The sequence below is a fragment of the Mesorhizobium sp. P2_F5 genome (assembly GCF_056403715.1).
The window spans coordinates 392,810-406,947 of sequence record NZ_JBFUEY010000003.1 but is presented as its reverse complement, the minus strand read 5'-3'; the positions used below and the strand labels follow the sequence as shown (position 1 = coordinate 406,947).

General features: G+C 62.8%; 15 protein-coding genes and 1 tRNA gene. 13 read left to right on the top strand and 3 right to left on the bottom strand.

What is annotated here, in order from left to right; genetic code table 11:
- Positions 1 to 123: 123 nt before the first annotated feature.
- The 3 genes from AC1DYO_RS05950 (at position 124) to AC1DYO_RS05940 (ending at position 3,439) form a co-directional block, all read left to right on the top strand.
- Positions 124 to 525: a hypothetical protein gene (locus tag AC1DYO_RS05950; RefSeq protein WP_477261215.1), complete on the top strand. Its 402-nt coding sequence runs from the start codon at positions 124 to 126 to the stop codon at positions 523 to 525.
- 246 nt (positions 526 to 771) lie between these two features.
- Positions 772 to 1,227 carry a (2Fe-2S)-binding protein gene (locus AC1DYO_RS05945; RefSeq protein ID WP_477261213.1) on the top strand — a complete coding sequence of 152 codons (456 nt, stop codon included), beginning with the start codon at positions 772 to 774 and terminating at the stop codon, positions 1,225 to 1,227.
- A 13-nt stretch (positions 1,228 to 1,240) separates the two neighbouring features.
- Complete coding sequence (locus tag AC1DYO_RS05940) at positions 1,241 to 3,439, top strand: xanthine dehydrogenase family protein molybdopterin-binding subunit (protein ID WP_477261211.1); 2,199 nt, start codon at positions 1,241 to 1,243, stop codon at positions 3,437 to 3,439.
- Positions 3,440 to 3,601: 162 nt separating this feature from the next.
- Here the strand turns inward: AC1DYO_RS05940 and AC1DYO_RS05935 are convergent.
- A tRNA-Ser gene (locus AC1DYO_RS05935) sits at positions 3,602 to 3,691 on the bottom strand.
- Positions 3,692 to 4,052: 361 nt separating this feature from the next.
- On the opposite strand from AC1DYO_RS05935, the gene AC1DYO_RS05930 reads away from it, so the two are divergent.
- The 4 genes from AC1DYO_RS05930 (at position 4,053) to AC1DYO_RS05915 (ending at position 7,006) form a co-directional block, all read left to right on the top strand.
- Positions 4,053 to 4,802: a hypothetical protein gene (locus AC1DYO_RS05930; RefSeq protein WP_477261209.1), complete on the top strand. Its 750-nt coding sequence runs from the start codon at positions 4,053 to 4,055 to the stop codon at positions 4,800 to 4,802.
- Between the two features lie 115 nt (positions 4,803 to 4,917).
- Positions 4,918 to 5,241 carry a hypothetical protein gene (locus tag AC1DYO_RS05925; protein ID WP_477261207.1) on the top strand — a complete coding sequence of 108 codons (324 nt, stop codon included), beginning with the start codon at positions 4,918 to 4,920 and terminating at the stop codon, positions 5,239 to 5,241.
- 250 nt (positions 5,242 to 5,491) lie between these two features.
- A complete protein-coding gene (locus AC1DYO_RS05920) occupies positions 5,492 to 6,481 on the top strand; it encodes a BMP family lipoprotein (RefSeq protein ID WP_477261205.1) in 990 nt (329 codons plus the stop codon).
- 69 nt (positions 6,482 to 6,550) lie between these two features.
- Positions 6,551 to 7,006 (top strand): GNAT family N-acetyltransferase, encoded by a 456-nt coding sequence (locus AC1DYO_RS05915; RefSeq protein ID WP_477261203.1) that lies wholly within the window; start codon positions 6,551 to 6,553, stop codon positions 7,004 to 7,006.
- On the opposite strand, the gene AC1DYO_RS05910 is transcribed toward AC1DYO_RS05915, so the two are convergent.
- Positions 7,001 to 7,396, bottom strand: coding sequence for a hypothetical protein (locus AC1DYO_RS05910; RefSeq protein ID WP_477261201.1), 396 nt, complete (start codon positions 7,394 to 7,396; stop codon positions 7,001 to 7,003). The genes AC1DYO_RS05915 and AC1DYO_RS05910 overlap by 6 nt on opposite strands.
- A 13-nt stretch (positions 7,397 to 7,409) precedes the next feature.
- Positions 7,410 to 7,616 carry a SlyX family protein gene (locus AC1DYO_RS05905; protein WP_477261473.1) on the bottom strand — a complete coding sequence of 69 codons (207 nt, stop codon included), beginning with the start codon at positions 7,614 to 7,616 and terminating at the stop codon, positions 7,410 to 7,412.
- A 220-nt stretch (positions 7,617 to 7,836) separates the two neighbouring features.
- On the opposite strand from AC1DYO_RS05905, the gene AC1DYO_RS05900 reads away from it, so the two are divergent.
- The 6 genes from AC1DYO_RS05900 to deoA all read left to right on the top strand — a co-directional run bounded on the left by AC1DYO_RS05900 (position 7,837) and on the right by deoA (position 14,133).
- Complete coding sequence (locus AC1DYO_RS05900; RefSeq protein WP_477261199.1) at positions 7,837 to 9,369, top strand: ABC transporter ATP-binding protein; 1,533 nt, start codon at positions 7,837 to 7,839, stop codon at positions 9,367 to 9,369.
- On the top strand, positions 9,366 to 10,505 hold the full coding sequence (locus AC1DYO_RS05895; RefSeq protein WP_477261197.1) for an ABC transporter permease: 1,140 nt from the start codon (positions 9,366 to 9,368) through the stop codon (positions 10,503 to 10,505). The genes AC1DYO_RS05900 and AC1DYO_RS05895 overlap by 4 nt, the downstream gene beginning before the upstream one ends.
- A gap of 1 nt (position 10,506) precedes the next feature.
- Positions 10,507 to 11,478, top strand: coding sequence for an ABC transporter permease (locus tag AC1DYO_RS05890; RefSeq protein WP_023683182.1), 972 nt, complete (start codon positions 10,507 to 10,509; stop codon positions 11,476 to 11,478).
- A 112-nt stretch (positions 11,479 to 11,590) separates the two neighbouring features.
- Positions 11,591 to 11,983 carry a cytidine deaminase gene (gene cdd, locus AC1DYO_RS05885; RefSeq protein WP_023683183.1) on the top strand — a complete coding sequence of 131 codons (393 nt, stop codon included), beginning with the start codon at positions 11,591 to 11,593 and terminating at the stop codon, positions 11,981 to 11,983.
- A gap of 12 nt (positions 11,984 to 11,995) precedes the next feature.
- Entirely contained in the window at positions 11,996 to 12,814 is an 819-nt protein-coding gene (locus tag AC1DYO_RS05880; protein WP_477261194.1) for a purine-nucleoside phosphorylase, read from the top strand.
- Positions 12,814 to 14,133: a thymidine phosphorylase gene (gene deoA / locus AC1DYO_RS05875; protein WP_477261192.1), complete on the top strand. Its 1,320-nt coding sequence runs from the start codon at positions 12,814 to 12,816 to the stop codon at positions 14,131 to 14,133. The genes AC1DYO_RS05880 and deoA overlap by 1 nt, the downstream gene beginning before the upstream one ends.
- Positions 14,134 to 14,138 lie beyond the last annotated feature (5 nt).

Genomic DNA, 14,138 nt, shown 5'->3' with positions numbered 1-14,138 from the left:
CAAGGTATCGTCGACACCATCGGACAATCGACCCAGCGTGCGCTCGGCTGCATTCTCCTAGCCGCCGAGGCGATCCGGTCTCGCGAGCAGGCAGCGTCATTGCCCATCGAAGGAATCGTCCACATGCACGCAATTCGAAAACTTCGTGAGTCAGGCCACGCCACCATAGCTGATTATGAAAAGCTTCTCGCTGCAGATGTGGTTTTTCACAGTCCGGTGTTGATACGGACCGCTGAAGGTCGCTCGGTGGTTGCAAAGATCTTCGCGGCGTCGACCACACTACGAGACGGTGCCTATACGGGTGAGTGGAAACTGGACGACCGAAGAACCCTGTTGAGGTGGAAGGGAACAATTCAGGGGCACGAGCTGGAAAGCTTCGATATTATCGAAGAAAATGACGAGGGGCTCATCGTCGATCGCACGGTAGCTTTTCGTCCAATGCCCGCAGCGAAACTTTTTCGGGATGCCATGCGGGCTGCAATCGGAACCTCTGTTCCAGACGATTTTTGGGAATATCCAAATTAAAACTTCAGTGCACCTGCGGCGCCTTCCGCAGCGATGTCGGCCGGTTTGGGAAGCGGAATTCCGCATCATACGACCTTACGTTTCGCTATTGGCCGCACATCGCGACAGTTCGCGGCGACCAGATTTCGCGCCTGATACCAAAGTATCGTCGACACCATCGTCCAATCGATTCAGCGCGTGCTCCCGCTCTACCCTTCATTCCGCCCAAGCGATCACTCTCGCGAGGATACGGTGAAGGAGGGAGCCATGCCATTCACGATCAAAATCAACGATGAGACGCATGACGTCGATATTGATGGTGACACGCCACTCCTTTGGGTGTTGCGCGATGTGCTCGGAATGACAGGCACGAAATTCGGATGCGGAATGGCACTCTGCGGTGCCTGCACCGTGCATGTCGACGGCGAGCCAGTCCGCTCGTGCATCACCTCGATCGACAGCATCGGTGAATCTTCGATCACGACGATCGAGGCGATCGGCATGACCAAGGTGGGCGCCAAGGTACAGCAGGCTTGGCTCGACCTCGAAGTGCCACAGTGCGGTTATTGCCAATCGGGCCAGATCATGTCCGCGGCGGCGCTGCTCGCGAGCAATCCACACCCGACGGACGCCGACATCAACGACACGATGTCAGGAAACATCTGCCGTTGCGGGACCTATGTCCGCATCCGCGATGCAATCAAGCAGGCTGCTGCAAGCTAAACGGAGGGGTGTCATGATAAATCACGGTGGATCCCAAGACTCGTGCCACAATCGACAGGGCGGGGCAGATAGCATCTCGCGGCGCAGCTTTCTGCAAGTTGCGACGGCTTTAGGCGGAGGCCTGGTTCTAAGTCTCACCCTCCCAGCGGCAAACGCCACAGCGGCGGCCGATGCCGGGAAGTTCACCCCCAACGCCTTCATCAGCATCGGTGGCGACGGAAAGATCGTGCTGACGATGCCCTATGTCGAGATGGGGCAGGGGACCTACACCTCCATTCCGATGCTGATCGCCGAAGAGCTCGAGGTCGATCTGAACCAGGTGAGCCTGGAGCATGCACCGCCCAATGAGAAGCTCTATGCCAACCCGCTGATTGGTGTGCAGGCGACGGGTAACTCGAATGCGATCCGCGGAGCCTGGCAGCCGCTTCGCCAGGCCGGAGCGACGGCGCGTGAAATGCTTGTCTCGGCGGCGGCAACGCGCTGGAATGTCGATCGCGCGACTTGCCATGCCGAGCGTGGTGAGGTGGTCCATGCGGCGACAGGGCGACGTCTCGGCTATGGCGAACTCGCCGCGGAGGCGGCGCGATTGCCGGTTCCAGAAAACGTTGCGCTGAAACAGCGGGGCGATTTCAAGCTCATCGGCACATCGGCCAAGCGTCTCGATCTCCCGTCCAAGGTGAACGGCACTGCCGTATACGGCATCGACGCCCGCCCACCGGGCGTGAAGATCGCGACGCTTTCGCAGTCGCCCGTATTCGGCGGCCGCGTGAAGAGCGTGGACGACACCGCGGCAAAGGCGGTCAAGGGCGTGCGACAGATCGTTAGGCTTGAGGACGCTGTCGCCGTTGTGGCGGATCACATGGGTGCCGCGAAAAAAGGTCTCGATGCGCTGGTGATCGAGTGGGATGATGGACCCAACGCCGCCCTGACTACGGGGGCAATCGCCGATATGCTCGAGCAAGCGACCCTAAATCCCGGTGCTGTTGCAGAAACGGTCGGTGACATCGATGCGGCGATGGCAAGCGCCCTTGTCAAGGTCGAAGCGACCTACCACGTGCCATTCCTCGCGCATGCAACGATGGAGCCGATGAATTGCACTGTCCACCTGCGCAAGGATGGCTGCGAAATCTGGGTAGGCAGCCAGGTCCTCGGACGAACTCAGTCCGTCGCCGCGAAGGCAGCAGGCCTGTCGTTAGACCAAGTTGTCGTCCACAATCACCTGATCGGAGGCGGGTTCGGTCGGAGGCTCGAAGTTGATGGTGTCGCTCGAGCTGTCGAGATTGCCAAACATGTCGACGGTCCGGTCAAGATCGTATGGACACGCGAGGAAGATATTCAACACGACATGTATCGTCCAATGTTCTTCGACCGTCTGTCTGCCGGGCTCGACAAGGCAGGAATGCCGATCGCCTGGAGTAACCGTTTTGCGGGTTCTTCAGTGATCGCGAGATGGGCGCCTCCTGCGTTCAAGGACGGGCTCGATCCCGATACCACCGAAGGCGCGATCAATCTTGTCTATGATCTGCCCAATTTGCATGTCGAGTACGTTCGGGTGGAGCCGCCAGGCGTTCCGACCGCCTTTTGGCGCAGCGTCGGACCTTCCCATAATGTCTTCGTGACCGAGAGCTTCATGGATGAGCTTGCCGCGGTTGCCAAGCAGGATCCGGTGGCTTACCGGCTGTCCATTCTCGACAAAACGCCTCGCGCGAAGGCCGTGCTGCAGCTGGCTGCCGAAAAAGCCGGCTGGGGAGAGAAACTACCCGAGCGTGTCGGTCGCGGGGCATCGGTCCAGTATGCATTTGGGAGCTATCTCGCACAGATTGCCGAAGTCGAAGTCTCGAAGGACGGCAAGGTTCGCGTTAGACGAGTAGTATGCGCTGTCGACTGCGGAATACCAGTCAATCCCAACACCATCGAGGCACAGATACAGAGCGCTGTAATGTTCGGCATCACCGCAGCGCTTCATGGCGAGATCACAGTCAAAAACGGAAGAGTGGAACAGTCCAACTTCGATACATATGAAATTCTTCGTATCGACGAAGCTCCCACTGTCGAGGTCTACATAATTCCCAGTACCGAAGCGCCAGGCGGGATGGGCGAGGCAGGAACTTCGGCGATCGTCCCAGCCGTGGCCAACGCAATCTTTGCTGCCACCGGAAAACGCATCCGCAAGATGCCGATTGACAGCAGTGCTCTTAGCCTCCCGGGATAAACTGCGGGGCAGGAAATTTGATCTCAACAAGCGCGGGGCGGTCCACTGTAGCCAATCCCGCATCCGAGCTTTTCTAAGGGGACAAACAATGGCGGGCCTTAAGGTGGGTCTCCGCTCCCAAATTTTCTATCCAATTGGTTTTTATCAGTTTTATTGAATAGCTGGCGGAGAGAGCGGGATTCGAACCCGCGTTACGGTCTCCCGTAAACACACTTTCCAGGCGTGCGCCTTCAACCACTCGGCCACCTCTCCGTCCTTGCATTTCGCGCCGGCCGGTTTTGCCGCGCGGGTTGGGGAGATGCATCCCTTTGGGAAGTGCGGGGGAGACCCGCGTCAGGGGCGCCGCCAACCAGCGGATGCCCTTCCCGGCGCCCGTCAATCAAACAGGCGCGGGGCTCATCTAGTCGATCCGGCGCCGAATGCCAAGCCATAACGGCAGTCTATTCGTTTTGCCGGCCATGCATCGTTTCGTCGGGCCGCCAATGCCTCCGCTTCAAGGGCGCTTCGGTTCCGAATGGTGTGCACAGGCAAGGCGGCGGGGCCGGCCGCGCTTGACTTCGCCCCGGGCCAGTTGTCGAGTGAAGCAGAGGCTTTGCGGGGGGCATCGTCCGACATGACATTGAGTGGCGAAAATCCCGGCAGCGGAACGCCGACCGGAGGTGTGCTAGGCAGCGAGTTGACGCCATCCGGGCGTCCTGACAGCGGGCTGTCCTTCGTGCCTGTGGTCTGGCTTCTCTTCGTCATGGCGTGGTCGGTCTACGGACTGGTCTCGGTGCAGTGGCTGTTCGGCAGTTCTGGCATCCCTGACAGCGTCTTCAATTTCCTACTTGCCGGGCTGGCCTTCGACATCGTCACCATCGTGTGGGGGCTTTATCTGCTCGGCCTCGCCTTCAGCCGATCCGCGCGCTTTCCGCGCCATTTCACCATCTGGCAGATCGCCATCATCGCCTGGGTGCTGGCCCGGCAGGTCCTTGCGCTGACCTTGGCCGGCTTCATCTTTTCCGGCAGGGCGCTTGCCATCTCCGCCGCCGAAATCGCCATCGGCCTGTTTTGCATTTACCTGCTGCGCCGCCGCGACGAGGCCAAGGCCTTCTATGCAAGGCCGGAAGCGCAAGCGCCGTCGGTCTTTGTTTCGATCGTCGCCGCGCTCGTCGGCATCATCCTCGGGGCGGTCATCGGCGCCGTCGCCGGCTTCGCGCTCGGCGCTGGCATCGCCGAAGTCACCGACATCAGCTGTTTCGAGGGCGGCTGCGGCTACTTTGCTGTGTTCATCGGCCTTGCCGGGCTGGTGGTCGGCGCCATCGGCGGCGGCATCCTCGGTGTCTGGCTTGTCCATCGGCGCAGCCGAAAGGCGGCGATATAGGCGGACGGGGGGCTTCAAATTTGCGTATGCCGATTGCGCGCCGGGCGTACGCATTCTATTCCTTGTCCTGACGCCGGAAGGTCCTCGGGAGGAGCTTGAGGACCGGGAGATCTCGATGTTGCGTTTTCTGTTTCGCCTCGCGGCCATGGTCGCACTTTCGGTCGCCGTCATCATGGCGGTGCTCGACGCGACACGCTCGGTGGCGGCTTCCGCGCTGGTCCTGACGCCGCTCAATTCGAGCTGGCTCGCGGTTTCGCCCGACACCCGCGCGGCCTTCGAGACCTTCGTGCGCGCCAAGGCGAGCCCGATGATATGGGATGGCGGCATCGCCTGGGTGCTTGCCCAGCCAGGCTTTGCGGTGTTTTCGGTTGCTGCCTTGCTCCTCTACGCGATCGGCTACCGGCGCCGGCGGCGCGGCGGAGAATTCGCCCCGGGCTGACGGGCTGTCCCGGCGGGCAGGCGACGACAACGCGGCAACCGTCCACGGTTGTCACCGCCCAAGCCTGCTTTTCCAACGGGGGCATGCTTTTCCAAAAGGTCAAAATTCCGCGTGAATTTTGTTTCGGGCCGTGCCAGATTGCCTGGAGCGGGAGGGGAGTACACTCCTGGCTGATGTCGCATGCCTGCCGGAGAACCGGGCAGGCGGGCGGCGCGTAACGGAAAAAAATAACCGACAGGGTGTGGATCACATGAAACGTATCGTTCTCGGCCTCCTGGCCGCAACCGCAATGGTTCTTCCGGCTTTCGCCGCGGATGTCCAGCCGGCCATCCTCTACGATCTCGGCGGCAAATTCGACAAATCCTTCAACGAGGCTGCCTATCATGGCGCCGAAAAGTTCAAGACCGAGACCGGCACCGCTTATGTCGAGTTCGAAGTGTCCAACGCTTCGCAGCGCGAGCAGGCGCTGCGCCGCTTCGCCGAAGACGGCCGCAACCCCATCGTCATGGCCGGCTTTGCCTGGGAAGACGCGCTGAAGGTGGTCGCGAAGGAATATCCCGACCTCAACTTCGCCATCATCGACGACGCCGTCGACCTGCCCAATGTCCGCTCGCTTGTCTTCAAGGAAAACGAAGGCTCCTATCTCGTCGGCATCATGGCGGCGATGGCCTCGAAGTCCAAGAAGGTCTCCTTCATTGGCGGCATGGACATTCCGCTGATCCGCAAGTTCGAATGCGGCTATGTCGGCGGCGCCAAGGCGGCCGGTGCGACTGACGTCATCCAGAACATGACCGGTGATACGCCGGCGGCGTGGAACGATCCGGCCAAGGGCGGCGAGATCGCCAAGACGCAGATCGACCAGGGCTCCGACGTGGTCTATGCCGCGGCCGGTGGCACCGGCGTCGGTGTGCTGCAGGCGGCGGCGGATGCCGGCAAGCTCGGCATCGGCGTCGATTCCAACCAGAACGGCCTGCAGCCCGGCAAGGTGCTGACCTCGATGCTGAAGCGCGTCGACGTCGCCGTCTACACCGCCTTCATGGACGGCAAGAACGGCACCTTCAAAGGCGGCCTGCAAAATCTCGGCCTCAAGGAAGGTGGCGTCGACTACGCCATGGACGACAACAACAAGGCGCTGGTGACCGACGAAATGAAAGCCGCCGTCGAAAAGGCCAAGGCCGACATCATCGCCGGAACGATCCAGGTGCACGACTACACCGCCGACAACGCCTGCCCGTATTGATCGGCAAGCGTTGAGGTTTGGAACCGCCGGGTGAAAGCCCGGCGGTTTTGTTTTGGGGGTGTAGCCGTGATGTCGACGACAATCGAAGCGATGGCGGAGCGCGACGTCGAGCCGATCGCAAGGCCGCGGCTCGCCGCGTTCTTCGCTGGCATCGGACGAACATTGGCAGAAGACGCGGCCGGACTTCGCGAATTGCTCGGTGGCGATGGGTTCGAGGCGGCATTCGTTGCGCGAGACCAGGGCCTGCCGATCGGCAGTTGCCTGCTGGTCCGCGACGAGATCGATCCGGCGCATGATTTGACGCCATGGCTTGCCGGGCTGATCGTCGACCAGGACCATCGAGGGCGCGGTATCGGCACCGCGCTGGTCAGAGCGGTCGAAGCTCATGCGGCATCGGCTGGTGTACGCAGGCTCTACCTTTACACCTGGCAAGCGCGCCGCTTCTACGAAGCGCTCGGTTGGGTGGAGGTGCAGACCTTCACGCAGGATGGCGAACCGATGGCTCTGATGTCGCGCGCGCTATAAAGTGCCCACGAGATAGCCAAGCGCAAACGCCACGATCAGCGCAATGGCGATGGCGAAGCCGCGCCGGCCGCCGAGGGAATGCACGCCGACGCCATAGGGACGGCGCTCCAGCCTGCTGATTACTGGCGTCGGTTTAGCTTCGTCGTGGCCGACCACGCGCATCTGCGGCATTTCGGCAATGCGTTGCGAGATCAGCTGCCAGCGATCGCTGCCGCCCGACGGCCGGCCCGTGCGATCGAAGACATGCATGCGCTCGGCCAGCCGCATCACCGTGTCGCGGAAGGCGGGGTCGATCTCGAGGTCGCGCTCGGCGCGCGCCCGGTCGCGATCGTTCATCAGACCAAGCACATAGTCGCCGGCACGCGCTACGCGATCACTCTCACTGGCCATCAGCTTCTCCTTGCTACCAGTGCGGCGGTTTGGTTATCGGCACATCGGGCGCCGACTGTTCCTCCAGCGCCATGAAGCGCTCGGTCAGGGCATTGAGCTTGCGCTGCATGCGTTCGATCACCGTCCACTGCTCGGCGATCTGGCCCGACAGTTCCTCGATGGTCTTTTCCTGCTCGGCGGCGCGGATTTCCAGCGTCGTCAGCCGGTCGGCAGGCATGATCATTTAAAAAAATCCTTCGGTCCTGGCGCACGCAGTCGCAGAATGATGCGACTATTGAGCCTTGTATATTAGTGAATGTGAAGGTCCCGGGCCACGTTCGAAATTGACAATCGCACCGGGATTTGTCGAGAGTGATGGTTGCGCCGCCAATTGGCACAGACGGGGCATCATGCTAGGCGTTTTGACCAAGCGATAAAAAAATAAGAGTGGGACAGGCTGCATGGCGCAAGCCGCAATCGAACTGATCGGCATCAACAAGAGTTTTGGCGCCGTTCGCGCCAATCGCGACATCAACCTGGAGATCGCGCGCGGCACCATCCACGGCATTGTCGGCGAGAACGGCGCCGGCAAGTCGACGCTGATGTCGATCCTCTACGGCTTCTACCAGGCTGACAGCGGCGAGATCCGCGTCGGCGGCAAGCCGGCATCGATCAAGACGCCCAATGACGCCATCGCGCTCGGCATCGGCATGGTGCATCAGCACTTCATGCTGGTCGACAATTTCACCGTGCTGGAAAACATCATCCTCGGCGCCGAAAGCGATGCGCTGCTGAAAAAGAGCATCGCCAAGGCGCGCTCCGAACTGGAGCGCCTCGAACGCGAATACGGGCTGGAGGTCGATCCCGACGCCATCATCGAGGAATTGCCGGTCGGCCTGCAGCAGCGCGTCGAAATCCTCAAAGCCCTCTATCGCGGTGCCGAGATCCTGATCCTCGACGAGCCGACGGGCGTGCTGACGCCGGCCGAGGCCGACCATCTGTTCCGCATCCTCAAGCAGTTGAAGGATCAGGGAAAAACCGTGGTGCTGATCACCCACAAGCTGCGCGAGATCATGGCTATCACCGACAATGTCTCGGTCATGCGCCAGGGCACGATGGTGGCGACGCGCGAGACCAGCAAAACGACGGTGGGCGAACTGGCCGAGCTGATGGTCGGGCGGCGGGTGCTGCTGCGGGTCGAAAAGGGCGAGGCGGAAGCCGGCGGCGTCAAGCTCGCGGTCAAGAACCTGACGGTGAAGGATTCTCGCGGCGTCACCATGGTCGACGATATCTCCTTCGATATCAAAGCCGGCGAGATCGTCGGCATTGCCGGTGTGGCCGGCAACGGACAATCCGAACTGCTGGAGGCGATATCCGGCATCAGGCACGCCGTCTCCGGCTCGGTTATGCTCGACGGCAAGCCGATCGACCTTACCGGCAAGGCAGATCCGGGTGAACTGCGCGACCGCGGCCTCGCCCACGTACCGGAGGACCGCCATCATGTCGGGCTGGTGCTGGCCTTCGAGGAGAACGAAAATTCGATCCTCGGCTATCACGATGATCCGCGCTACCTCAAAGGACCGTTCCTCAACATTGATGCGATCATGGCCGACGCCAAGGACAAGATCGAAAAATACGATATCCGTCCCGGCAATCCGCGCCTGAAGACGGCGAATTTCTCCGGCGGCAACCAGCAGAAGATCGTGCTGGCGCGGGAGATGGAGCAAGACCCCGGGGTTCTCATCGTCGGCCAGCCGACGCGCGGGGTCGATGTCGGCGCCATCGAATTCATCCACAAGCGGCTGATCGCCATGCGCGACCAGGGCAAGGCGGTGCTGGTGGTGTCGGTTGAGCTCGACGAAATCCGCTCGCTGTCCGACCGTATCCTGGTGATGTTTGCCGGCCGCATCGTCGGTGAGCGCGGCCCGGAGGCGACCGAAGGCGAACTTGGCCTGCTGATGGCCGGTGTCGAGCGCCAGGAGGCGGCAGAATGAGCACGCCTTACGCCAAATTGCCGGCCTGGGCCGATTATGGGCTGATCCCGCTGATCAACCTGTCGGTGGCCTTCATCGTTGCTGGTTTCGTCGTCATGCTGGTGGGCGAGAACCCGTTCCGCGCCGCCGTCATCCTGGTCGAAGGCGCGTTCGGCAAGGGAACCGGTATTGCCTTCACGCTGTTCTACGCCACCACCTTCATCTTCACCGGTCTGTCGGTGGCGGTGGCCGCGCATTGCGGCCTGTTCAACATCGGTACCGAGGGCCAGGCCTATATTGCCGGCGTGGGCGTGGGCGTGGTCTGCCTCGCCTTCGACAGTGTGCTGCCATGGTGGCTGACCTTCCCGCTGGCGATCGCCGCCGGGGCCGCGGTCGGCGCGCTATGGGCACTGATCCCGGCCTATCTGCAGGCCAAGCGCGGTTCGCACATCGTCATCACCACCATCATGTTCAACTTCATCGCGGCGTCGATCATGGTCTATCTCCTGGTCGGGCCGTTGAAGCCGGCGGCGTCGCAAGCGCCGCAGACGCGCAACTTCCTGGCCGGGGCCGAACTGCCCAAGCTCAACTGGATCATCGAACTGTTCGGCGCCAAGATCCGCTCGGCACCCTTCAACATCTGCTTCCTGCTGGCGCTGGTCATGGCCTTCCTGGTCTGGCTGCTGATCTGGCGCACCAAGCTCGGCTACGAGATGCGCACCTACGGCCACAGCCCGAAGGCGGCGCGCTATGCCGGCATTTCGGAGACCCGCATCATCATTATTGCCATGATGATCTCCGGCGCACTGGCCGGCATGATGACGCTGAACCCGGTGATGGGCGACCAGCACAATGTGGCGATCGATTTCGTCTCCGGCGCCGGTTTCGTCGGCATCGCCGTGGCGCTGATGGGCCGCTTGCATCCGGTCGGTATCGTGCTGGCGGCGATCCTGTTCGGCATGCTCTACCAGGGCGGCGCCGAGCTTGCCTTCGAGATGCCGGCGATTTCCCGCGACATGATCGTCATCATCCAGGGTCTCGTCATCCTGTTCGCCGGTGCGCTGGAGCACATGTTCCGACCCTATGTCCAGGCGTTGTTCGCCTCGTTCAGTCCAAGGTCGGTCGGCATCGAAGCGGTCAAAGGGAAGGGCGCCTGAGATGGATGTGTTCATCGCCATCGTGCAGATACTCGACTCGACCATACGCTTGTCGGTGCCGTTGCTGCTTGCCTGCCTCGCCGGCCTCTATTCCGAACGCGCAGGTGTTTTTGACATCGGGCTGGAAGGCAAGATGCTGGTCGGCGCCTTCGCCGGTGCGGCCGCCGCTTCGGTCTTCCATTCGGCCTTCCTCGGTCTCGGCATGGCGATCGTGATGTCGGTCGCCTTTGCCCTGGTGCACGGCTTCGCCTCGATCACCCACCGCGGCAACCAGATCGTCTCCGGTGTGGCGATCAACTTCGTCGCAGCCGGCTCGACCATCATTCTGGGCCAGGCCTGGTTTCAGCAGGGCGGGCGCACGCCGGCGCTGCAGCCGGGCGAGCGCTTCGAGGCCATCACTCTGCCAGGTGCTGCCGCCATCCACGACGTGCCAATTATAGGGCCGATCTATTCCGAGCTTCTGTCCGGGCACTCGATCCTGGTCTATCTCGCTTTCGCCATGGTGCCGTTCACCTGGTGGGTGCTGTTTCGCACCCGCTTTGGCCTCAGGCTGCGCGCCGTCGGCGAGAACCCGGCCGCCGTCGACACCGCCGGTATCTCGGTCGCCTGGCTGCGCTACCGGGCGCTGATCTGCACCGGCGTGCTGACCGGCATTGCCGGCGCCTATCTGTCGATGGTGCAGAATGGCGGCTTCGTGAAGGATATGACCGCCGGCAAGGGCTACATCGCGCTGGCTGCGCTGATCTTCGCCAAATGGCGGCCGGTCAACGCCATGTTCGCCTGTCTTCTGTTCGGCTTCCTCGACGCGGCGGCGATCCGCCTGCAGGGCTCGCCTCTGCCGCTCATCGGCAAGGTGCCGGTGCAGTTCATGCAGGCGCTGCCCTATGTGCTGACTGTCATTCTGCTTGCCGGCTTCATCGGCAAGGCGATCCCGCCACGCGCCGGCGGCGTGCCCTATGTCAAGGAACGGTGATCCGGGCACGCTAGTCTGAGACCGCTGAGCCGCATGCGGCTCAGCGTTTGAAAGGCGCCAGGAAAACGCAAAGCGCCGGGTTTTGACCATGATCGTCGGAGAGAACGTTTGAATGTCGCATGATCTGTTCGAGGCCGCGCAGGAGGCCATGGCCAAGGCCTACGCGCCCTATTCGAAGTTTCCAGTGGGGGCGGCGTTGCGGACCGAGGACGGACGCGTCTTCACCGGCGCCAACATCGAGGTCGCATCCTATCCGGAAGGCTGGTGCGCCGAGACCACGGCGCTCGGTCATTACATCATGGGCGGCGGCGGCAAGATCGTGGAGATCGCCGTCATTGCCTCGCGCATGGCCAAGTGTTCGCCCTGCGGCGGCTGCCGGCAGAGGCTGGCGGAATTCTGCCGGCCGGACACGAAACTCTATCTCTGCGACAACACCGGCGTGGTCGAGACCGTGACCATGGGCGACATGCTGCCCTACGGATTCCGCGGCGACATTTTGAAATGAAGATTGGCTGACATGAAAGAAGCTTTGGACCATCTCGTTGAACGGCTGGACGGGTTGGCGCCGACCACCGCCATGGTGCTGGGGTCGGGCCTGGGCGGGCTTGTCGACCAGGTCGAAAATGCCGTGCGCGTTTCCTATGCCGACCTGCCGGGTTTCCCCCGCAGCGGCGTTACCGGCCATGCCGGCGAGGTGGTGGCGGGGCTGTTTGCCGGCACGCCGGTGCTGATGCTGTCCGGCCGCGCCCACTATTACGAACACGGCGTTGCCGCTGCAATGCGCCCGGCGCTGGAAGTGCTTGCCGGCATCGGCATCACCAAGCTGATCCTCACCAATGCCGCCGGTTCGGTCGATCCCGATATGCCGCCCGGTTCGGTGATGCTGCTCACCGACCACATCAATTTCTCCGGCACCAACCCTCTGATCGGCGAGCCGAGCGACCGCCGCTTCGTCGGCCTCACCGAAGCCTATGATGCCGGCCTGCGCGCGGCCATCGAACGCGCGGCGAAGGCCACCGGAACCGCACTGTACCAGGGCGTCTATATGTGGTTTTCCGGCCCGTGCTTCGAGACGCCGGCGGAAATCCGCATGGCGCGCATCATGGGCGCCAATGCGGTGGGCATGTCGACTGTGCCGGAGGTCATTCTCGCCCGCTTCCTTGGGCTTCGCGTTGCCGCCTGTTCGGTGATCACCAACCTTGCCGCAGGGATGACCGGGGCGGAGCTGTCGCACCAGGAGACCAAGGACATGGCGCCGATCGGCGGTGCGCGGCTGGCGACGATCCTTGCGCATGTGTTCCAGGATGGGTTGCCGGAGCCAAAGGGCGACGCCTGATGCTTCCGCAGGAAATCATCCGCCGCAAGCGCGACGGCCAGAAACTGTCGGCGCAGGAGATTGCGGCCTTCGTCGCCGGCGTGACCTCGGGCAGTGTGTCGGACGGTCAGGTCGGCGCCTTTGCCATGGCAGTGTTCTTCAACGGCATGAGCCGCGACGAGGCGGTGGCGCTGACAGTGGCGATGCGCGATTCCGGCGACGTGCTCGACTGGTCGGACCTGCCGGGTCCGGTCACCGACAAGCATTCGACCGGTGGCGTCGGCGACAATGTCTCGCTGATGCTGGCGCCGATCGTCGCCGCCTGCGGCGCCTATGTGCCGATGATCTCCGGCCGCGGCCTCGGCCATACCGGCGGCACGCTGGACAAGATGGATGCCATCCCCGGCTATATCAGCCAGCCGGATGTGGCGCGCTTCCGCAAGACCGTGCTCGAGACCGGCTGCGCCATCATCGGCCAGACGGCAGACCTCGCGCCCGCCGACCGCCGCCTCTATGCAATCCGCGATGTGACCGGAACAGTGGAATCGGTGCCGTTGATCACCGCCTCGATCCTGTCGAAGAAACTGGCGGCCGGCCTGCAGTCGCTGGTGCTTGACGTCAAGGTCGGCAACGGCGCTTTCATGGAGAAGTCGCGCGACGCAACCGCACTGGCCAACAGCCTGGTCGAGGTCGCCAATGGGGCCGGCCTGAAGGCCTCGGCGCTGGTCACCGGCATGAACGAGCCGCTGGCGTCGGCGGCCGGCAATGCGGTGGAGGTGCGCAACGCCGTCGACTTCCTCACCGGTCGGTTCCGTGACAAGCGGCTGGAGGATGTGACGCTGGCGCTGGCCGCCGAGATGCTGCAATCGGCAGGTCTGGTGTCGTCCAACCAGGACGGCCTCAGGCGCGCGACCGAGACGCTGGCCGGCGGCCGCGCGGCGGCCGCTTTCGCACGCATGGTGGCAGCCCTTGGCGGCCCGGCCGATTTCGTCGAGAAGCCGGAGAAATATCTGCCGAAGGCGGCGGTGGAGTTTGTCGTCAAGGCGACCGGAAATGGCTTTGTTACCGGAATTGCCACACGCGACATCGGCCTCGCCGTGGTCGGGCTCGGTGGCGGACGCACACAGCCCGAGGACCGGATCGACCATGCAGTCGGCATCACCCGGCTGCTGCCGCTCGGCGCCGAGGTGCGGGCGGGCGATGCGCTGGCGTTGGTCCATGCCCGCACGGATGCGGATGCCGAGGCGGCCGCGGCCGCAATAGTTTCGGCCTATACGGTTGGGGCTTCGAAGCCGGCCGCCGACAAGACCGTCATCCGGCGGGTGCTGGCGCGCGGTTAGCGGAA